19 protein-coding genes and 1 pseudogene are annotated in these 19,018 nt (G+C 61.8%); 17 read left to right on the top strand and 3 right to left on the bottom strand.

Annotated elements, in window-relative coordinates; genetic code table 11:
* The first annotated feature begins 203 nt into the window (after positions 1–203).
* The 3 genes from IVA91_RS36755 to IVA91_RS02575 all read left to right on the top strand — a co-directional run bounded on the left by IVA91_RS36755 (position 204) and on the right by IVA91_RS02575 (position 1,518).
* On the top strand, positions 204–326 hold the full coding sequence (locus tag IVA91_RS36755; protein WP_256464607.1) for a hypothetical protein: 123 nt from the start codon (positions 204–206) through the stop codon (positions 324–326).
* Positions 327–950: 624 nt separating this feature from the next.
* A complete protein-coding gene (locus tag IVA91_RS02580; RefSeq protein WP_247278128.1) occupies positions 951–1,169 on the top strand; it encodes a hypothetical protein in 219 nt (72 codons plus the stop codon).
* Between the two features lie 142 nt (positions 1,170–1,311).
* The gene (locus IVA91_RS02575) at positions 1,312–1,518 is read left to right on the top strand and encodes a hypothetical protein (RefSeq protein ID WP_247278278.1); all 207 of its coding nucleotides are present in this window, start codon (positions 1,312–1,314) and stop codon (positions 1,516–1,518) included.
* A gap of 586 nt (positions 1,519–2,104) precedes the next feature.
* Here the strand turns inward: IVA91_RS02575 and IVA91_RS02570 are convergent.
* Complete coding sequence (locus IVA91_RS02570; RefSeq protein WP_247278127.1) at positions 2,105–2,311, bottom strand: hypothetical protein; 207 nt, start codon at positions 2,309–2,311, stop codon at positions 2,105–2,107.
* A 589-nt stretch (positions 2,312–2,900) separates the two neighbouring features.
* Between IVA91_RS02570 and IVA91_RS02565 the strand changes: the two genes are divergently transcribed.
* The gene (locus IVA91_RS02565) at positions 2,901–4,115 is read left to right on the top strand and encodes a c-type cytochrome (RefSeq protein ID WP_247278269.1); all 1,215 of its coding nucleotides are present in this window, start codon (positions 2,901–2,903) and stop codon (positions 4,113–4,115) included.
* 35 nt (positions 4,116–4,150) lie between these two features.
* On the opposite strand, the gene IVA91_RS02560 is transcribed toward IVA91_RS02565, so the two are convergent.
* Positions 4,151–6,121 carry a 4Fe-4S binding protein gene (locus IVA91_RS02560; protein ID WP_247278126.1) on the bottom strand — a complete coding sequence of 657 codons (1,971 nt, stop codon included), beginning with the start codon at positions 6,119–6,121 and terminating at the stop codon, positions 4,151–4,153.
* A 182-nt stretch (positions 6,122–6,303) separates the two neighbouring features.
* Between IVA91_RS02560 and IVA91_RS02555 the strand changes: the two genes are divergently transcribed.
* The 10 genes from IVA91_RS02555 (at position 6,304) to IVA91_RS02510 (ending at position 15,437) form a co-directional block, all read left to right on the top strand.
* Positions 6,304–7,026: a biotin/lipoate--protein ligase family protein gene (locus tag IVA91_RS02555; protein ID WP_247278125.1), complete on the top strand. Its 723-nt coding sequence runs from the start codon at positions 6,304–6,306 to the stop codon at positions 7,024–7,026.
* Positions 7,023–7,562, top strand: a complete 540-nt coding sequence (locus tag IVA91_RS02550; protein ID WP_247458325.1) for a DUF6505 family protein — start codon at positions 7,023–7,025, stop codon at positions 7,560–7,562. The genes IVA91_RS02555 and IVA91_RS02550 overlap by 4 nt, the downstream gene beginning before the upstream one ends.
* Entirely contained in the window at positions 7,559–8,566 is a 1,008-nt protein-coding gene (locus IVA91_RS02545) for a DUF6352 family protein (protein WP_247458324.1), read from the top strand. Before IVA91_RS02550 ends, IVA91_RS02545 begins: the two co-directional genes overlap by 4 nt.
* Positions 8,563–9,078, top strand: coding sequence for a DUF3305 domain-containing protein (locus IVA91_RS02540; protein ID WP_247278122.1), 516 nt, complete (start codon positions 8,563–8,565; stop codon positions 9,076–9,078). Before IVA91_RS02545 ends, IVA91_RS02540 begins: the two co-directional genes overlap by 4 nt.
* The gene (locus tag IVA91_RS02535) at positions 9,075–9,698 is read left to right on the top strand and encodes a DUF3306 domain-containing protein (protein WP_247278121.1); all 624 of its coding nucleotides are present in this window, start codon (positions 9,075–9,077) and stop codon (positions 9,696–9,698) included. The genes IVA91_RS02540 and IVA91_RS02535 overlap by 4 nt, the downstream gene beginning before the upstream one ends.
* 118 nt (positions 9,699–9,816) lie before the next feature.
* Positions 9,817–10,596, top strand: coding sequence for a molecular chaperone TorD family protein (locus IVA91_RS02530; RefSeq protein ID WP_247278120.1), 780 nt, complete (start codon positions 9,817–9,819; stop codon positions 10,594–10,596).
* Positions 10,597–10,625: 29 nt separating this feature from the next.
* A complete protein-coding gene (locus IVA91_RS02525) occupies positions 10,626–10,844 on the top strand; it encodes a twin-arginine translocation signal domain-containing protein (protein WP_247278119.1) in 219 nt (72 codons plus the stop codon).
* A gap of 2 nt (positions 10,845–10,846) precedes the next feature.
* Positions 10,847–13,789, top strand: coding sequence for a formate dehydrogenase subunit alpha (locus IVA91_RS02520; RefSeq protein ID WP_247278118.1), 2,943 nt, complete (start codon positions 10,847–10,849; stop codon positions 13,787–13,789).
* A 12-nt stretch (positions 13,790–13,801) separates the two neighbouring features.
* Positions 13,802–14,398 (top strand): formate dehydrogenase FDH3 subunit beta, encoded by a 597-nt coding sequence (gene fdh3B / locus IVA91_RS02515; RefSeq protein WP_027571966.1) that lies wholly within the window; start codon positions 13,802–13,804, stop codon positions 14,396–14,398.
* A gap of 31 nt (positions 14,399–14,429) precedes the next feature.
* A complete protein-coding gene (locus IVA91_RS02510; RefSeq protein WP_247278117.1) occupies positions 14,430–15,437 on the top strand; it encodes a formate dehydrogenase subunit gamma in 1,008 nt (335 codons plus the stop codon).
* A 29-nt stretch (positions 15,438–15,466) separates the two neighbouring features.
* Here IVA91_RS02510 and IVA91_RS02505 read toward each other — a convergent pair whose 3' ends face one another.
* On the bottom strand, positions 15,467–15,676 hold the full coding sequence (locus tag IVA91_RS02505; protein ID WP_247278116.1) for a hypothetical protein: 210 nt from the start codon (positions 15,674–15,676) through the stop codon (positions 15,467–15,469).
* A gap of 2,106 nt (positions 15,677–17,782) precedes the next feature.
* On the opposite strand from IVA91_RS02505, the gene IVA91_RS02500 reads away from it, so the two are divergent.
* The 3 genes and pseudogenes from IVA91_RS02500 to IVA91_RS02490 form a co-directional block, all read left to right on the top strand.
* The gene (locus IVA91_RS02500) at positions 17,783–18,238 is read left to right on the top strand and encodes a GMC oxidoreductase (protein ID WP_247278115.1); all 456 of its coding nucleotides are present in this window, start codon (positions 17,783–17,785) and stop codon (positions 18,236–18,238) included.
* A 78-nt stretch (positions 18,239–18,316) separates the two neighbouring features.
* On the top strand, positions 18,317–18,511 hold the full coding sequence (locus tag IVA91_RS02495) for a hypothetical protein (RefSeq protein ID WP_247415326.1): 195 nt from the start codon (positions 18,317–18,319) through the stop codon (positions 18,509–18,511).
* 248 nt (positions 18,512–18,759) lie between these two features.
* Positions 18,760–19,018 (top strand): annotated as a pseudogene (locus tag IVA91_RS02490) (CopG family transcriptional regulator); the annotation flags it as partial.

Raw genomic sequence — 19,018 nt, 5'->3', positions numbered from 1 at the left:
CCGCGCGTCGGGTGGCGATGTCATCGCCCGCTGGCGGTCGCCGAAATGGCGCGCGCGTGCGCGATCAGCGCTCTCGCCGTCGGACCTTTCAGGTGATCATCGAGAATGCCGACGGGTGCACCCCGCGAGCGAGGACGCCTGCCTTGTTCTGCTTCAAAGACCTGGCTGTGACCGAAGGCCTCGGGCTCTATCGGGAGAGGCCTATGGCGACAATGCCGGTCATCGGCCGGCGGCCTGACATCACGTTGCCCGTTTCGGATGTCGCGGAGTCCGCCAAGAGCCTGGACACCCACAAGGATCCCTCGAAACAGCCGGTCGTCTTCTAAAAGCCGCCGCCTCGGTAATCGGCCCGGGAGCGGCGGTGGAATACATTCCTGCATGTGTGTGCCGCTTCACATTTTGTACGTGAAACGATGCTACCATTGACTTGAAAGTCCCTTTTATTTTTTGGCCCAACGTCAGCGTTTTTTTGCAATTGCCTTCTTCCAGGGGCGCGTAATGAGTAGTCGTGATCGGGTCTGCGACCGTATGGTCATTCTGCACCAACGTGTCTGGTCGCTCAATTCTCAACTTGCAGAGCTTCGAAACCTTAGCACCCGGGTGCAAAAGGCGTTGGAAAGAAGCAACGGCAAACGTTCAAGAGTCCCATGTGTCGGGGCAGTGCGGCGTCGAGCTCGGAGATAAGTGCGCGTTGAGAGCCATTAGCCATGGCTCGGCCATGTGACAGCAACCCGCCGAAGGGAGGCTCTCTGCCAGAGGTCTGCTCTGGGGCCAAAAGCGTCGTTCTCGTTGCCTGCTGGTCAGTTCAGGTCTGCGCCGATTGGCGCAGATTTGGAGCCCGGCCATGGGCATTCGCGGGGGGTGATCCTTGGGGTGGTCCAATCGCGTACCGCTCTATTTCCATGTGTGCTATCTGTTGGGTAGCAAAATGGTAGCAGGAAGAGCGGATCATGACTGACGATCAGGTCAACCTTGTCGTTCAGCACCTTTGCGAGCATTTGCACTTGGCACTCCGATTAAAGGGCAGCGAGGCGCATCCACCAAACGCCAAGGATATTGGATTCGATCCTGCCTCCGTAAGAACCGTGTTCCTAACCGGGTTGCGTTCGGCGGGGGTCACGATCCATGACGATGCGGCCGGGACGAGCGAAGAGCCGCCGTGGTCCTAAAGGCAAAACGGGGGACACCCTAGACAGCCGACGCTTGGACGAGCATCGAGTTAGGCAGCGTCGGGCCGGACGCTGCCGTCGTGAACTTACGAAACACTCTTCGGCAGCTCCCGTTGCGCCTGGCCGACTACGGGCCGGGTCGATGGCGGCGCTGATTGAAGCGTGCCGCTTTTCAATGGTCCGCATTGACATCGTCGCGCCGCATCCGCTTGCAAGGCTGCGTCTGGACGATTGCCGCATTCCGATCAACCGTCGCCTGGGAGCGCGGAGCGTAGAGGGCGGCATACCCAACCTTCTCCGTGATATCGTCGAGGCTGAGCCGAGTTGCGGCATCATTCGATTTGAGTGATGGGGCGATCACTGGGCTGGCCGAACCCACCGTTGCGGCTCGATCCGGTGCAGGTCAAGGGCGCGGAAATTTGGATCGAGGCGCAGAGGCGACATCCGCGTCGATGATGACATCATGCCCCTGTTTTGCCCGACGTGTCAAAAGCATCTGCGACATGGACTTTTTTCTCAGGAAATTGTCCTTTGGAAACAAGGGCCTTCTACTGTGCATGGGGTTGTTTTCGCATTTATTGGTTCAGTGCTCGGCGGGCAGCGTCGACCAGAACGCCGTAAGGCCTCGAGAATGGGAGGCTGCTTGGCCCCATGCCATGCTTGATTGCCGATCTCGGGGATCATGCCGCCAAGAATGTTGAACATGGTCCTGAGATGGGTGTCTCAGAGACGTACCCCGGTTGTGGCAAACGCTTGCGCGACTGGCTCCTGGATTCGATTCAAGATCACCATCCCCACAATCGCGATCAACGTTGCAGCGACGCAGCCAAGAAGAAAAGCCTTCATCCGCAGCCTCCCTCGATCGAAACGTCAAGCTGTTATACGACACCGCTTGGCGCGAGCAAACTCGTTGATCGTATCAAGGCAGAAGCCGCCTACGGGCTCTTGAACATCGCATCGACGGAAAGTGCATCACCCATCAAGCCGAGGGACTGAAGTGCGGCGCCATTCCTGTCGATTTCCAATATTGCAAGAAGAAGCGCAAGCACGACGGCAACGAGGATCAGGAATGGCGAGGCGTCTCGGGAATCGGGATCTTGCGATCCATCAAACGCGCGCAAAGCGCGCAGTCGCGCCAGCATCTGCAGAAATGGCCGCGTTCGCCCCTGCATGCCGTCATCCTTGACGTGGCCAGTCGGAGATTAGTCTCCGGATCACCGGCATTCAAGCGGGATGCGCAAAGCCAGCCCGTTGCGACGCACACGCCGGAACGGAATGCAGTGTCGCCCCGTTTAGTACGGGCATTCGGAGGATCCAACGTGAAATTTCTGATGACGATTTTGTGCTTTGCAGCACTCTGCCTGTTCGAGCGCGCCTCCGCCGAACCCCCACAAACCAATTCGTCTGCGGCGCCAACCCGGCCCGAGGAGAAGGGCCAACCACAACCGCAAGGCTGGACGGGTCCAATCAATACGGGTTCGGGTGGTGCGCCCGCCGAAAGTCCCCAAGGTCAGAGTCCGCCTGGAATGCAGGCCGCGCCTGAAGGATCGTCCAAGAGGACGACGGCACCAGCCAAGTAAATGGGTTCGGATTTTCATCTCCGTGGGCTTCTGGCAATCTTGAGGCCGTGAACGTGACCAGAGCCGGTGACGGATGATGAGGTTACCTTTCTGCACGGGCGGCGCCGCAGCCCTGTGGGCCATCTTCGCGCTATCATCCGCGCACGCCGACATGGTGGGACATGGCGGCCCCGTACGGGCGCTTGCCATTTCCCCCGATGGCGAGGCCCTCTTGTCCGGCAGCTTCGACACAGCAGCCATCCGCTGGTCCCTGAAGACCGAAACGGCACAGCAAGTGCTGCGGTATCATGCTGACGCCGTCAATGCCGTCGCCTTTCTGAAGGACGGCCGCATGATCACAGCGGGTGCCGATGCGCGAATTGCAGTGTGGATGCCTGGCCGGCAGCAGCCGGATCGGGTGTTTGAGGGACATCGAGGTCCAATCGTGGCGCTTGCGGCGTCCCCTGATGGGGCGCTTCTCGCATCGGCTTCATGGGATCGGACGGTGCGGCTCTGGTCGCTGTCGGACGGCGCGTCGCGCGTGCTCGAAGGTCATTCACAGAACGTCAACGGTGTCGCTTTCACGCCGGACGGCAAGTCGCTTCTCAGCGTCGGCTATGATCTCACCTTGCGCATCTGGCATTTGCCGGACGGCCAACCTGAAGTCTTGACGTTGCCGGCGCCGCTCAACGTCGTTGCTGCGGCGCCGGATGGTGAAATCGTCACGGGCGCGGTCGACGGCACGCTGCGGATACTGACCACAGACGGCAAGCCGAGCGGCGAGGTCGCGGCCGGTCCCACGGCGGTGGCGGCCTTGACGATATCGGAAGACGGCACGTTGATTGCTGCGGCCGGCATCGGCGGCACGGTGGCGATCATAGATCGCAAGTCGCGCAGCCTGCTACGAACGCTGGTCGTGTCCGGCTTGCCGGTATGGTCGGTCGCCTTCCTTCCGGATCGAGAAACACTGATGACGGGTGGCGCGGACGGCAAGATCAGGCGCTGGAATGCCCGCACCGGCGATCCCATTGGTTCGAACCTCTTGGGAACGCCGGCCGATCCTCTCGCCGCCTATGCGGGCGATCGGGGCGCCGATGTATTTCGGGCGTGTGTGGCCTGTCACACCCTGTCGGACAAGGATGTTCAGCGTGCGGGGCCGACGCTTGCCCGACTATACGGTCGCAAGATCGCTTCGCTGCCGGGCTATCGCTTCTCCGACGCGCTGAAGAGCATGGACATCGTCTGGACGCCGGAGACGGTCGCACGACTGTTCGAGGTTGGACCGAATGCCTACACCCCCGGCACCAAAATGCCGGAGCAGCGCATCGGCGCGGCCGAGGACCGCCGTGCGTTGACGGACTTCTTGGGCCGCGCAACGTCGCAATGATTGCCCCTTCCGACCCTGCGAAGATGTTCGCTCGTCTAATCCTTACCATCGCGCTGGCGTAGATAGTCATCCGTCGTTCGCGGCGGCGTTCGTTCCGGAACGCCCTTGAACGGGTCGAATTGCTGTTCGCTCATGACGATGACGCGGCAGTCTGCGCACATCCTAAGTGCTGCGACCCGCTTGTCGCCGGCCGGATACATCCAGTGCCGGCCCTCGAGCTTGGCTGCGATGCGGTCGATCGTGCTCTTGACGCCGAAGGCGGTACCGCAGCGGACGCAGAGTGCGGGCTCCTCTTCCTTGATAATCACGGCGGAGGCGCGTGCCGCGCGGAAATCGATCTGCGGCTTGAGGCTGATGACTTTCTCCGGACAGGTGCTCTGGCACAGGCCGCATTGCACGCAGGCGTCCTCGACGAACTTCAGCACTGGCCGCTCAGGATCGTCGCGAAGCGCGCCGGTCGGGCAGGCCGAGACGCAAGACAGGCATAGGGTACAGCCGCTGGTATCGACGCTGATTGCGCCGATCGGCGCACCCTTGGGCAGGGCGATCACGTCGACCGGCGTCGGCGCCACGCGATGCAACTCGCTCAGGGCGAACCGCAAAAGGTCGCGCCGCTTGCCGACGGTTTTGAAGGTCGCGGGCGTCGCGACGGCCGCCAGTGTGCCGATAGCAGCCAAATGCCCGCCGAGCGCGTCGGGATCATCCGTTTCGATGGTGGCGAGGCGGTGGCCCTCAAAGCCGAGGCCGCCAAGGATCGCTTCAGCCATGCCGATCGTCTGTGACAGTCCGGTGAGATCGTGGCGTGGTCTTGCGCGGAGCAGGAATCGTATGGCCGATACGCCATAGGCAAAGGCACCGACGATCGCCTCCAGCCCGAGTTGCGTGAGTTCGTTGATGGCAAAGGGGAGCACGTTTGCCGGCAGGCCATCGCCATGCCGCGCCAGGGCATCGATCAATGGCGTGCCGTGCGGGCTGTCATGAAAGAGTAGCACCGCATTCGTGCCACCGGCCTTGTGGTAAGCCAGCAGCATGGCACGAATTCTTTGAAGCTGCGTATCAGCGGGCGGGAGCGTATAAGATGCCGCGCCGGTCGGGCAGGCGGCGGCGCATTGGCCGCAGCCCGCGCAGATGTTCGGGTCAATTGCGACATGATCGCCGACGGGCGTGATCGCTCCAGTGGGGCAGAGATCGAGGCACCGCCGGCACCCCGTGCGCTTCGAACGCGAATGGGCGCAAAGAGCGGGCGTGACGTCGACATATTTCGGCTTGTCGAAGCTGCCGACGAGGTCTCGCGCGGTCAGCACGGCGCGAAGCACGGCGGCGGGATCGCTCGGATCGGCGCGCAGATAGCCGTCGCGTAACGCGTGGGCAGGAAACAATGGCATCCCACCGGAAATGTCGAGCACGATATCGCAGCGCGAGGTCACCCCACTTCGCGGTGCGTCCAGCACGAAGCGATCGCGCGAAGAAGGGCGGGGGCGCGCGTAATCGTCGATCGCAAGCTCGAACGCTCCGAAATGTCCCTTTGCGGAGCGGATCGTGCCCTTCACGATCGGGAAGACCGTTGCAGCGGGCGGCACGATCTCGTCGAGCTGCTTCAGCATCACCGTCACGTCGAGGTGATCGGCAAGCAGGCGGCCGGCTTCAATCGCGGCCTCATCGCGCCCGTAGGTCAGGACCACGCCCTCGCTCGACAAAGTGACGAGCGGATAGTCCGGCGCTGGGATGGAGGCGGAAGCGAGCAGGGCAGCCATTTTCGCGCCGGCGCGCGCGCCATCTCGCGACCAGCCGGCCGTTTCGCGGATGTTGACGAAGCTGATCGCATCAGGCCGCTCGCCGGCCTCCTCAGTGAACTGCGCGGCCTGCTGCGTGCAGGCGACCGTCAATGCGCCGCCAGCGGCCGCTGCGCTGCGGAAGTGATCGAGCTCGGCGCCGCAGAGATGATGAAAGCTTTTGATTTCGCAGTTGGGACATCCGCGCTGAATCGCGGCCGCGTCGAGACGCATCGTGTCTTCGCACGAGCAGATCAGGACGGTCTTGGATGGCTGCTCCAGGTTAACCCCTCCGCCAATCCGGCACCGACGACGGACTCGCGCCGGCCCTTCGCCTCGTATAGAACTTATCCATCGGGAAGAAAAGGAAAGCGGAGGACGGCCTGCCGTCGATCCCAGTCAGCCACGTTTCCCTGGTGGAACCGATCCACCTGCCGCCGCCGTTCACATTGGTGCGGCTGCGCGAGAGTGGCGACGCTTTTGCCCACGCATGCCGCATTGCACCGGAGAGCGGCGCCGGAACGCTCGTCTATGTCGGCCGCTTTGATCTGGCGGAGTTCGCCGTGGTGCTGGAGCCAGCCGAGCCCTTACGTACGGCGCGGCGCGCGTTCTACGCCGGCATGGTCGCCCTCACCGATGCCTTGCGTGCCTACGCACCGCCGAGCAAGCCGATCACGATCGTTTGGCCCGACGCCGTCAGGATCGATGGGGGGCTGGTGGGCGGTGGGCGGATGGGATGGCCTCCTGAGGCTGACGAGGACGCGTCGCCACCATGGATGGTTTTCGGCGCGATGATCCGGACGGTTGCCATGAACGAGGACGAGCGGGGTGTTCACCCGCTCGCTTCGGCGCTCGAACAGGAAGGCTTTGGCGAGGCTGGTGCGGTGCAGATCACGGAGAGCTTTGCTCGGCACCTGATGCTGGCATTCGATGATTGGCAGGCGGGCGGTTTTGAGGGCGTGGCGCGAGAATATCTTTCCCGCATGCCCCGCGAACGGCAGACCGTTCTGCGCATCGACGATCGCGGCCATCTTCTCACGCGCCGGGTTGGGGCGGGCGAGATTGAACGTGGCGACCTCGTGCGGGCGCTGGCGACGCCTTCGTGGCTCGATCCGGCGCTCGGAGGGCCGCGGCTGTGAAGCTCCTGCGTACCATCGCGCTCGATCCCTCCGACACCTTCGTGTTCGATGTGGCGGCGGAGCCGGGTGAATGGGCCGTCTCCGGTGCTTTCCGCTTCTGGGATTGCGACGGTGCGAAGCTCGAGGGCAAGGCGCGCGCGGCGTTTCGCGGCGGGTTCCTCGGGGTGCAATCCTGGGGCTGGTCGACGCTGGCGCAGATCGTTCCGGCGACCGAGGACGATTACCGCAGCCTGATCGATCTCCTTGCAAGGCAACTCATCGATCGTTTCGGTGCGCCGGACATGGCCACAGCAATGACGGCCGCGGAAGAAGAGGTGGCGTTCTCGCAATCGCTGTGCAGTCATCCGATCAGCTCCCTTATTGCGGTGCACCGGACTTCAATTTACGGCGAAGTCCGCGAGTCCTTCCGCCGACTGAAGCTCCGCGTAGGGCAGGGGCACAGCAAGGCGTTCTCGTTCATGGAAGTGGAGGACAACGTCCAGCCTGACGGCGACGTCAGGCTTGCGGATCTGGGCCGGGAGCCGACCGTCAGATGAACGATTTCTGGATCGCCTGCGGCCATCATCTGCTCGATCGCGACGAGGGCGGTGGGCTGTGCGTCACCGACGAATTCCTCAAAGCCTATTTTGCCCGTCCCGAGCTGATGCCGCCCGACGATGCGTGTCCGGTCGAACGCCGGTTGCACCGCGAGCTGCTCGCCGATCCGCGTCAGGGGGTCGGCGCCGACGAAATTGCCGGAATTTCCGACGCCGACGCCCGGGAGAACTGGCGGTTCGTGCTGGCGTTTCGCGATCTCCTGTTGCGGCATCCGACGCTCGAAGCGGCCTATCTTGCATCGCTGCGATCAGGCGCGAACGACCTGCCGCCGCTGTTCGTCAATCAGCTGGTACATGTCATCCTGCGCAACGCGCTCGATGGCTGCGACGACCCCTTTGTGCTCCGCGCGGCCGAGCTATTCTTCCGGGTTCAGCGGATCCTGCCGCATGAGCAAGCCCTGCTGCTCGGCGACGAGGAGATCGTCGGCGGCCGGAGCCCGACCCCGGTGCTCTCCCTGATGTCGATGCTGGGCGCCACCAACGAGGCGATGCTCGATATATTGAGCGAAGAGAATGTCGACGCCTATTGGCAGCGCAGCGACCAATTCGACATGGCCCTTGATCTCACGGCCGGCGGACGCGGACCAACTGCGCTGGCGCAGGCGATGATGCGCTGGGTCTCTCATCTGCTCGGCATCGAGGTCACGATCGAGCCGCTGCGCGCGCTGCAGGACGCAAAGCTCACCTGGTATGTCGGGCTCGATACCGAGGCCACCAGGCTTGGCGACCGTCTGTGGCAAGGCGAAGACGTCGACGAGCGCGACGCCGACCGGGTGCTTGCACTGTTCCGGCTGATTTTTGCGGATTCGAGCCGCGCGCACGACGACGTCCGGGACGAGCCCGTCTACCTGATCCTGTCCATGACGGCGGATCAGAAGCTCCGGATGAAGCCACAAAATCTGCTGACCGGCCTTCCCGTGAAGCGCCTGGAGATGTTCACATGAGCCCCGCGGCATCGCCACTCGCATCCATCTCCGTCGGCGTCGTCGTCGAGCGGCGCAAGGCTGCCTCGCCCTGGGTTGACTTCGTCTGGCGCGGAATTGCTGTCCTGCCGGACGAGCCGGCGACACAACCCTGGACCGTGCTTCGCGAGCAGGATGGCACAGCCCTGTTCTATGCCGGAAGCGCGACCGTGGATCTCTATCCGTCCGAGACGGCGCGCTATCGCGATAATCTCGCCTCCGGCAATCCGAGCATCTGGACTGTGCTGTCGCCCTCGGAAGGCGCCTGGCCCTATGCCGTGACTGCGGTTACCGCTGACCCCGCGGAGGGCGAGGGCTTTACCGAAGCCGCCGATAATCTGGTCGAGGCCGTGCCGATGCCGGAGGTGCTGCGCGAAGTAATTGAAAGGTTCGTGGTCGAGCACCATGTCGAGCGGGAGTTCGTCAAGCGCAAGCGGCGCCGCGCTGATCCGGAGGCGCTGGCGCGGCGCGAACATGAAGGCGGACAGGAATGACTGAGGAGGAGTTCCTTGCACGCTGGTCCCGCCGTAAGCGCGAGGCGCAAGCGGAGCCGGCGGAGCCTGCCCGGGCGCAGCCCACGCCCCCGCCTGCGGCAAAGCAGGATGAGAGCGAGTTCGATCTCTCGACCCTGCCGTCGATCGACGAGATCAACGCTGCGACCGACATCACCGCCTTCCTGCGCAAGGGTATTCCACAGGAGTTGAGCCGTGCGGCTCTTCGCCGCGCGTGGGCAACCGACCCCGCCATTCGCGACTTTGTCGGGCTTGCGGAGAACGCATGGGACTTCAACGACCCGACCGCGATGCCGGGTTTTGGCCCGCTGGATTGCTCGTCGGAACAGCTGGCGGCGCTCGTCGAGCGCATCGTGGGCGGCGTGCGTGAGGCGGTGCAGTCTCTCCCCGAGGCGTCGATTGAAACAGCGGATTCTTCGGCGGAATTGCATCAAGCCGATGCGGCGGGCGCGCCGGATATTGTGCGGACAGCAGGCGCCACGGAACGTCCGGCAATCTCTGTTGCGGTGCAACCGTCAGTGGCGGAGAGATCTGCGGATTTCGCTGAGCCCCTCAGGCACCGTATTCACGGTGGCGCACTGCCGCGCGAGCAGCACGACTAAAGGCTATAGGTTCATATGGACGGATGATTGACCATCCGTGGAACCGGGACTACGATTTCGTTAGAACACTGTTACAAAAGCAGTAATCAAGCAGACGGGACTCGGATGGGAGGTCCACGTGCGGGATGACGGGCTTGATCGCGCAATCGATGCCGCAGGCGGCATTGCTCAGCTTGCGCGCAAAATCGGCATCAGCCAGCCTTCGGTCTCGAACTGGACCCGGGTGCCAGCACAACGGGTGGTTGCAGTTGAAACGGCCACCGGTATTCCACGCAACGATTTGCGGCCCGATCTCTACAGCGAAAAAGCCGTCCCAGCGGGGCTCATCGATCCCGTCGATGCTGCGCGCGCGCAAGAATACGCGTTGCTAGCAACCTTGCTGTCCGCGCCGCCGTCGAAACGACTGCTCGAGCAGCTCTCGGCATTGAGTGGTGACGCCACGCCGCTCGGCCGCGCGCATGCGGCGCTCGCCGACGTCGCCTCAAGCGCAGTCGCGGCTAAGGTCGAGCGCGAATATTTCGATTTGTTCGTGGGGCTCGGTCGCGGCGAATTGCTGCCTTACGCCTCCTACTATCTCACCGGCTTTCTCAACGAACGGCCGCTATCGCGCCTGCGTGGGGACCTGACGACGCTCGGCGTCGAGCGTGTTGCCAACAATTCCGAACCCGAGGACCACGCCGCCATCATTTGCGAGATCATGTCCGGCCTTGCCGGCGGACACTTCGGTGCCTCGCCAGAGGCACAGCGCGCCTTCTTCGAGAAACATGTGTCGCCGTGGCTGGGGCGACTATTCGCAGACATGGAGGGCGCCGGGAACGCCCGCTTCTATCGGGCCGTCGGCGCGCTCGGTCGCACCTTTATCGAGATCGAGACGGAAGCATTCACATTCGCCAACTGACCGGCACGCGCAGGTCCAGGAGAGATGCGATGAGTGAAGACAAGAAGACCACAGTGGGACGCCGCGACTTCCTGCGCAAGGTCAGCATCGGCACGGTCGGTGTCGGTGCGACACTCGCGACACCGTTGGTCGGGTCGGCGCAGGCCGACGGTGAGACCAACGATGAGAAGCGCAAGGCGCGCTACCAGGAGTCCGACCACGTCAAGGCGTTCTACCGCGTCAATCGTTATCCGGCCAAGGGAGGCTGACCGTGCTGATCAAGCGAACACACCAGCATTCCCCGGGCCACGGCTCCGTTGTCGAGTCCCTTGCGGGCCAGGCCGGCGGTCTCGACCGCCGCAGCTTCTTGCGCAAATCCGGGCTTGCCGGCGGTGCGCTTGCCGCGCTCGGCGCCCTGCCGGTCGGCAGCGTGCGCAAAGCGGAAGCCGCAATGGCTGGTCCGCTCACCGCAGGCGCGACCATCCGCAAGAACATCTGCACGCATTGCTCCGTTGGCTGCACGGTGACGGCCGAGGTCTTGAACGGCGTATGGATCGGCCAGGAGCCGAGCTGGGATTCGCCGATCAATCGCGGCTCGCATTGTGCCAAGGGCGCCTCGGTACGTGAACTCGTACACAGCGAGCGGCGGCTGCGCTATCCGATGAAGCTGGTAAATGGTCAGTGGACCCGCGTCTCCTGGGATACCGCGATCAATGAGATCGGTGACAAACTTCAAGCTGTACGCGAGAAGTCGGGCCCCGATTCCGTCTATTGGCTCGGCTCGGCCAAGATGACCAACGAAGGCGCCTATCTGTTCCGCAAGCTCGGTGCGTTCTGGGGGACCAACAATACCGATCATCAGGCTCGCATCTGCCATTCGACTACCGTGACCGGCGTCGCCAATACCTGGGGCTACGGCGCGATGACCAACAGCTACAATGATATTCGCAACGCAAAGACACAGGTCATCTTGGGCGGCAATCCGGCCGAAGCGCATCCCGTGTCGCTGCAACATCTGCTCGAGGGCAAGGAGCTGCAAAAGGCCAACTTTATCGTCATCGATCCGCGCCTGACGCGTACGGCGGCCCACGCGACGGAATATGTGCGGATGCGCCCGGGCACCGACATTCCGGTGCTCTACGGCATGATGTGGCACATTCTCCAGAATGGCTGGGAGGACAAGGAATTCATCCAGCAGCGCGTTTACGGTTTCGACGACATCAAGAAAGAAGTTGAGAAGTGGCCTCCGGAAGAAGTCGAGCGCGTCACCGGCATTCCCGGCGAGCAGCTCAAGCGCGTCGCCAAGATGTTCGCCACCGAGAAGCCGGCAACCCTCATCTGGGCCATGGGCCAGACCCAGAAGACCGTCGGCACCGCCAACGTCCGCGCGAGTTGCATTGCCCTCCTGATGACCGGCAATGTCGGGAAAGCCGGCGCGGGCGCCAACATCTTCCGTGGCCATGACAACGTGCAGGGCGCGACCGATGTCGGGCTCGATATCGTCACGCTGCCGTTCTATTACGGGCTCGCCGAAGGCGCCTGGAAGCATTGGTCGCGGGTTTGGGAGGTCGACTATGACTTCCTGAAGTCCCGCTTCGACTCCAAGCAGATCATGGAAACCCCGGGCATTCCGCTGACCCGCTGGTTCGAGGCAGTGACATTGCCCAAGGATCAGGTCGCTCAGAAAGACAATGTGAAGGCGGTGTTCGTGCAGGGACACGCCTCCAACAGCATCACCCGCATTCCTGAGTCCCTGAATGGTCTGAAGGCTCTCGAGCTGCTCGTCATTGCCGACCCGCATCCGACGACCTGGGCCTCGCTCTCCGTCGAGGCCGGCCGCAAGGATGGCGTCTACATTCTGCCGGTCGCTACGCAATTCGAATGCAAGGGGTCGCGCGTCGCCTCCAACCGCTCGCTGCAATGGGGCGAGCAGATCGTGAAGCCGATCTTTGAATCGAAGGATGATCTCGAGGTCATCTATCTGATGGCGAAGAAGCTCGGCTTCGCTGACCAGATGTTCAAGAAGATCAAGGTCGAAAACAATCTTCCTGAAGCCGAGGATGTGCTGCGCGAGATGAACCGCGGCAGCTGGTCGACTGGCTATTGCGGGCAATCGCCCGAGCGCCTCAAGGCGCACATGAAGAACCAGGCCAAGTTCGATATGCTGAGCATGCGGGCACCGAAGGACGATCCCGAGGTCGGCGGCGATTATTATGGCCTGCCCTGGCCGTGCTGGGGATCGCCTGAGGTCAAGCATCCCGGCACGCCGCTGCTCTACAACACCAATTTGAATGTGATGGACGGCGGTGGCACGTTCCGGCCACGGTTCGGCGTCGAGCGCGAGGAGAAGCTGCCGGACGGCACGACGCGGAAGGTGAGCTTGCTCGCGGACGGCTCGTACTCGTTGGGGTCGGGAATTCAGGACGGCTATCCGGAGTTCACGCTGGCGAGCTTGAAGAAGCTCGGCTGGGACTCCGAGCTCACCGAAGCGGAAATGGCCGTGATCAACAAGATCAATCCGGCCAATCCGGACACGGTGTCGTGGGCGCTCGACCTGTCGGGAGGCATCCAGCGCGTGGCGCTGGCGCATGGCTGCGTTCCCTATGGCAACGGCAAGGCGCGCATGAATGCCTTCGGCTTGCCCGATCCTATCCCTGTTCACCGCGAGCCGATCTACACGCCGCGCGTCGACCTCGTCGCTAAATATCCGACGCTGCCCGATGCCAAGCAGTTCCGAATGCCGAATATCGGTTTTTCCGTGCAGAAGGCAGCGGTGGAGAAGGGAATTGCAAAACAGTTCCCGCTCATCCTGTCGTCCGGCCGTCTGGTCGAATATGAGGGCGGCGGCGAGGAGACGCGCACGAACCCGTGGCTTGCCGAATTGCAGCAAGACATGTTCATTGAGATCAACCCTGCCGATGCCGCCGAGCGCGGTGTCAAGGACGGTGGCTGGGTGTGGGTCACGGGTGCAGAGAACAATTCCCGGGCGAAGATGAAGGCGCTCGTTACCGAGCGCGTCGGCAAGGGCGTCGCCTGGATGCCATTCCACTTCGGCGGCTGGCTCGCGGGCAAGGATCTTCGCGGCAATTACCCGAAGGGCACCGACCCGATCGTGCTCGGCGAAAGCGCCAACACGATCACTACCTACGGATACGACCCCGCGACGGGCATGCAGGAGCCCAAGGTCACTCTCTGCCAAATCGCGGCGGTTTAGGGAGTAACGACGATGGCACGTATGAAATTTCTCTGTGACGCTGATCGCTGCATCGAGTGCAACGCCTGCGTCACCGCCTGCAAGAACGAGCACGAGGTGCCCTGGGGCATCAACCGGCGCCGCGTCGTCACTATCAACGACGGCAAGCCGGGCGAGCGGTCGATCTCGATGGCCTGCATGCACTGCACGGATGCGCCCTGTGCGGCCGTGTGCCCGGTGAATTGCTTCTACACCACGGCCGATGCTGTGGTGCTGCATTCCAAGGACCTGTGCATCGGTTGCGGCTACTGCTTCTACGCCTGCCCGTTCGGTGCTCCGCAATATCCGAAGGTCGGGAATTTCGGCTCTCGCGGCAAGATGGATAAGTGCACCTATTGCGCCGGCGGTCCGGAGGCCGACGGCAGCAAAGAGGAATACGAGAAATACGGCGCGAACCGGTTGGCCGAGGGCAAGCTGCCGCTGTGTGCCGAAATGTGTTCGACCAAGTCGCTGCTTGCGGGTGACGGCGAGATCATTGCCCAGATTTACAAGGAGCGCGTGATGAAGCGCGGTTACGGCTCGGGTGCCTGGGGGTGGAAGACGGCCTATCGCGAGACGATCGAATCCTGACGAAGGTCGCGCGAGCATTGAGGAGGAGCTCATGGTGTCGTTTGCAAAATTCGTTCGGGCGGCTGTCTGGGCTTGTGCTTTACTCCTTCTCATCGTGGCAGCTCCGGCACCGGTAGGCGCTCAGCAGGTCAATCCGACCGCAAGCGCGGTCAAGGAGCGGCAGCTCTTGCAGGAGCTGAACCGGATCCAGGGTCGCGTCAGCATTCCTGATCAAAGGTCCGGCGTTCTCGAGCAGCCACAGGGGCGGGAATGGCGCGAGTTCCACAATGTCACGCTGCGCTGGATCGGCGGAGTCGCGATCATCGGCATGCTGGCGGTGCTCGTGATCTTCTATCTCACGCGCGGCATGGTGCGCCTCGAAAGCGGACGATCCGGCCGCACCATCGTGCGCTTCAACACGTATGAGCGTTTCGTGCATTGGATGACCGCCACCTGCTTCATCATTTTGGCGATCTCCGGACTGAACATCACCTTCGGGCGACCGCTGCTATTGCCGCTGATCGGCTTCGAGGCCTTCTCCGAATGGTCCCTTTGGGCAAAGTACGCCCACAACTATCTGAGCTTCCCGTTCACCATTGGGGTCGTTCTGATTCTTCTGATGTGGATCGGTGGCAATATTCCGAACAAGGTGGACGTCGAGTGGATGAAGCGAGGCGGCGGCATCGTCGGGCACGATCATCCGCCGGCCTACCGCTTCAACGCCGGCCAGAAGGCGATCTACTGGATCGTCGTGATCGGCGGCGGTTTTGTCGCCGCGAGCGGCTATGTCCTCATGTTCCCGTTCTACACGACGGGGATCGAAGGCATGCAGCTGGCCCAGATCGTCCACTCCATCGTCGCTGTGCTGTTCGTCGCGGCGATGATCGCGCACATCTATATTGGTACGATCGGAATGGAAGGTGCGTTCGAGGCCATGGGCTCGGGCGAAGTCGACGTCAATTGGGCCCGCGAGCACCATAGCCTCTGGCTCGACGAGCAGATGGCGCGAACGGGTCCGAACGACGGACAGCCTCAACCTGCGACCGCGGCGGCCGAGTAAGACGAACAGCCTGAAAGTGGCCGGGCGTTCTACTGAACCGGCTCTCTCGCAAACAGGACAGAGCGGTCCTGCATCTGCAACTCCGGCAGCTTGCTCGCCTGACCGGTCTGCAGTTCCTTGATGGATGGCATGCTGCTCTGGCCGGCATGGAACAGGACGTGCGATTTGAGCACGCTGCTGGCGGCACCGGCGAGAAGCAAGGCTGCGATGAGCGAGGGCATGAGGCGTTTCATGCGCATCTCCGTCTGCCATTCCACCCGGCACGACCGATAAACGTAAATTGCCTGGCGGGATGTGAGCCACGTCACAGCCGGCCTTCAAATTACATCGGCCCCAGCGAGGCGGGAGTATGAAGCGAAGCAACTAAGCCGTTTCGCGCGAGCACGCCCTGCAAGCTCTATGGAATCCCTGATGTGCGCTATCGAGTGACGGGCCATTGTCGTTCTAGTGTGCGTGACGAGTGCACTGATAATCGAAAATGCGATTTCCGCTTCCAATTCGTGCCTATATGGGTTCCAGAAGAGCCAAGCTGCGGAAGCCTCGTCAAAGCAGATTTCTCAATCGGTCCAATCGCATAAAGAGACTGATCAGAGTAAAAATATATCAACAGAATGAATGGCTTAGATCGGAAATTTTCCACGGCGCCCATGATGGATTGGAGCGAGAGTTCAAGTCTTTCAATTGGTTGGAAGGCGTCGTATGCACGGCGTGTGCACCGAGAGATCAAGAAAAATCTACTGGCAGCAAGCGTGGACTTCGCTCTCCGAAGAATTTGGCTTCCAATGGCCCGAAAGTGCCGCGACTTATCAAGGGCAGTCCCTGCCAGCATTCCGTTGTTTACGAAGAAGCGCGAAGAATGACCGAAAGGCCAGCTCGAATTTCAAGCTGGCCGTCGCACACTTGCTCATCAACCGCCGACACGCGTCACGAAAAAGTAACATGCAGAAGCGGAAATCTAAGGCGCTCGTTCTACCTTATTCCCAGCATGACGTGGCTCGGACACGCGTGATCGCCGCTCTTTTTAGCGGCGCAGGCATTGCGACAGGCGCAAAAACGTGGCGGGCAGGCGCGGTCGATCCATCCTATTGCGACAAATGTGCCCACCGGGCGTTTCACTCATCGAAATAGGCGCGCTCGGGCGAAGCGGCAGAGAATGCCAAAATCCGCAATAACTGGCTCATCCATCGCATGTTTAGCTCCAAATGCCGGAGTTTTCGGCAAGATATACCATGACACCCAATGCTACCAAGGAGGGAATTCGAGGGAGCCTGACGACAGTGCGTTGCCTGGTGCGAAGAGGCCGACCAAGCGCGCCAGCCATTAGAAATCGAAAACCTGAGCCGGCATCACGTGTCCCTCTGCCGTTCTTTCATGTGGGACCCGAATATGGCGGGAGATTCTCGGAGCGCCTTCAAGGTACCTTTGAGCGTTCAAGAGGAGGAGTTTGCCGCGGCGTGTCGAGACTTCGTTCTGGAGAGAAAACCCGATCTGCCGGCATCCATCGTCATTAGGGACAACCAGCTCACGATCGCGGACGATCCGCATGTTCGAGACGCATTCGTAGAACTCGGTCTTGCCAGATTGATACGAGTTCTACATCTCGCAATCGAGGGCAGGGCGATTGCGCTCAAAAGAGTGCCAAGGCTTCTGTTCGATCTGTCGAGTTTCAGAAGAAAGGTGCTCTGCGCGTTAGATAGAGACGGTCGAGGTCGGCCCCTCGGGAAATAGGCGCGATTTCTCCAGCGCACCGTTTCAAGTGATAGATGGATGTGCGGTAAGGGCCTGGTATCGGGCCTGCTAAGTCACGCACGCATTCCTTGCGGTGCTGTCGAAATCTAACGACGCGGCAAATGCCGGAAAAGGCGCTCAAAGCCATCAACTTTAGCAGAAAATGCTTTTTGATGTGTACGATAGTTCTGCTGCTGGACGTCGTTCGTTGGGTTGCTTCGATCGAATTTCGCATTTGGCGTTTGCGAGAGATTTCCTATCGCTCGTTTCCTCCCTCTACTCGGCCCGGCGGCGATCGCCGGGCCCTTTTCCCAGGTCTCCGCTACGTCTGATGCTTCTCGGAACGCGGCTGATCAGCGTCGTATGACCTTCTTCAAGATTTCGGTAAGCGTTCGACATTCATCTCGGGTCTCTCGCGCGACCGCGCGAGAGGCTGGACGGCTGCGTGTTTAGGTTTCGCACTACGGCCGTTCTGCTCTCCGTGGTCTACCTTGCGAACGGCTGTTTCAACGACAGGGCTGGCGGCCGCTTCGGAGCTCTCGTGCCCGCGCTGTTTTCGGTCGGGTCTCTTGTCGGTATGGCCGTGTGGGACAGCCGTCCGGCTGCTGGCAAGGCTCGTGGTGCATCCGCAGCTCAATCCCTGGGCCGGCGATTTCTTTCCCGCCTCCTATTCCCCGCTCATCAAGCGCCTGAGGAAGTATGGCACCGCGAACCGCATCGTCGCCTCGATCCTCGGGCCGATGCTCGACGTGCCCGCCGGCCTCCGGCACCTCCTGATCCGGCTGGTGCTGCTCAACGGCACCGCCTTCCAGGCGACGCTCGCGGACGACCGCGCCTTCGAAGCCTTCGTGCGGCAGAGCGTGTTCGGCGTTTGGCATCCGGTCGGAACGTGCCGCATGGGCGATCCCGCCGACCGCACGGCGGTGGTCAATCCTGAGGGGCGAGTGATTGGCAGCGCGAACATGTACGTGGCGGATGCGTCCATTATGCCGCGCCTGCCCGCGGCCAATACCAATATTCCCACGATCATGATTGCGGAGAAAATCGGCGATTTCTTGCGAAAGTCGACCTGAGAAAATCGCGACGAGCGCGGGAGAACCAGAAGCAAGCGCTACCCCACTCGACCAATGCTGGAGGGAGACCGGGGACAAATGGAACGTCTAACTGGCGAGATCGTCCTGGTCTGCCGCTGCCTGACTCAGCACCGCAAGGGGAATAGATACGGACCTGATGTTGGCTCCAGAAAGCGCGGCATGGGCCGGCTTGGGTGGGAGCTGGCGCAGCAGATCAGGGAAATCTCGCCTGGCTTTCCCGTAGTCTACATGACGAGCGCCGGCGCGCCCTGACTGGAAATTGCAGGGCGTCGACGGCAGGGCCTTTGCCCCAGTTGGCTGCCGCGGTGTCGCAGCTACTCGATACCGGGGCCTCATCGGCTTGAACCGCTCCGAGTTTCCGATCCTTCGACCCCTCGGTGGTGGCTGATCGTCGGCTCCAGTGTCTCGTCGGATGGCAAAACTTCCTCTTGTAAAACCTCGCCAGCCATCCAAATAGCTTCTTAGGCGCCATCCACGGGGATGGTCAATGGATAATTTCGATGTATGACAATGTTCGCGACCTGCGTCCCAAAGCCCCAGACACCGAGAAAATCACGATCAACCTTGGCTACGTGGACCTCGGCCATGTCGATCTGATGGTGCAGGAAGGGTTCTATTCGAACCGCACTGATTTCATTCGCACGGCCATCCGCAATCAGCTCGAGCGGCATGCAGATGTTCTCAAGCAGTCGACGGCCAGACACAGCTTGGACCTCGGGCTACGCAACTTCACCCGCCAGGATCTCGAAGCGGCTCAGC

The sequence above is a fragment of the Bradyrhizobium sp. 153 genome, from assembly GCF_023073835.1.
Lineage (GTDB): Bacteria > Pseudomonadota > Alphaproteobacteria > Rhizobiales > Xanthobacteraceae > Bradyrhizobium.
Note: the sequence above shows the minus strand (reverse complement) of the source record. Positions and strands in the feature narration are given on the sequence as shown.

Coding starts and splice junctions, on each gene's coding strand:
- IVA91_RS36755 (WP_256464607.1), top strand. CDS start 204: ATGGCGACAATGCCGGTCATCGGCCGGCGGCCTGACATCACGTTGCCC.
- IVA91_RS02580 (WP_247278128.1), top strand. CDS start 951: ATGACTGACGATCAGGTCAACCTTGTCGTTCAGCACCTTTGCGAGCAT.
- IVA91_RS02575 (WP_247278278.1), top strand. CDS start 1,312: ATGGCGGCGCTGATTGAAGCGTGCCGCTTTTCAATGGTCCGCATTGAC.
- IVA91_RS02570 (WP_247278127.1), bottom strand. CDS start 2,311: ATGCTGGCGCGACTGCGCGCTTTGCGCGCGTTTGATGGATCGCAAGAT.
- IVA91_RS02565 (WP_247278269.1), top strand. CDS start 2,901: ATGGTGGGACATGGCGGCCCCGTACGGGCGCTTGCCATTTCCCCCGAT.
- IVA91_RS02560 (WP_247278126.1), bottom strand. CDS start 6,121: ATGCGTCTCGACGCGGCCGCGATTCAGCGCGGATGTCCCAACTGCGAA.
- IVA91_RS02545 (WP_247458324.1), top strand. CDS start 7,559: ATGAACGATTTCTGGATCGCCTGCGGCCATCATCTGCTCGATCGCGAC.
- IVA91_RS02540 (WP_247278122.1), top strand. CDS start 8,563: ATGAGCCCCGCGGCATCGCCACTCGCATCCATCTCCGTCGGCGTCGTC.
- IVA91_RS02535 (WP_247278121.1), top strand. CDS start 9,075: ATGACTGAGGAGGAGTTCCTTGCACGCTGGTCCCGCCGTAAGCGCGAG.
- IVA91_RS02525 (WP_247278119.1), top strand. CDS start 10,626: ATGAGTGAAGACAAGAAGACCACAGTGGGACGCCGCGACTTCCTGCGC.
- fdh3B (WP_027571966.1), top strand. CDS start 13,802: ATGGCACGTATGAAATTTCTCTGTGACGCTGATCGCTGCATCGAGTGC.
- IVA91_RS02510 (WP_247278117.1), top strand. CDS start 14,430: ATGGTGTCGTTTGCAAAATTCGTTCGGGCGGCTGTCTGGGCTTGTGCT.
- IVA91_RS02505 (WP_247278116.1), bottom strand. CDS start 15,676: ATGCGCATGAAACGCCTCATGCCCTCGCTCATCGCAGCCTTGCTTCTC.
- IVA91_RS02495 (WP_247415326.1), top strand. CDS start 18,317: ATGGAACGTCTAACTGGCGAGATCGTCCTGGTCTGCCGCTGCCTGACT.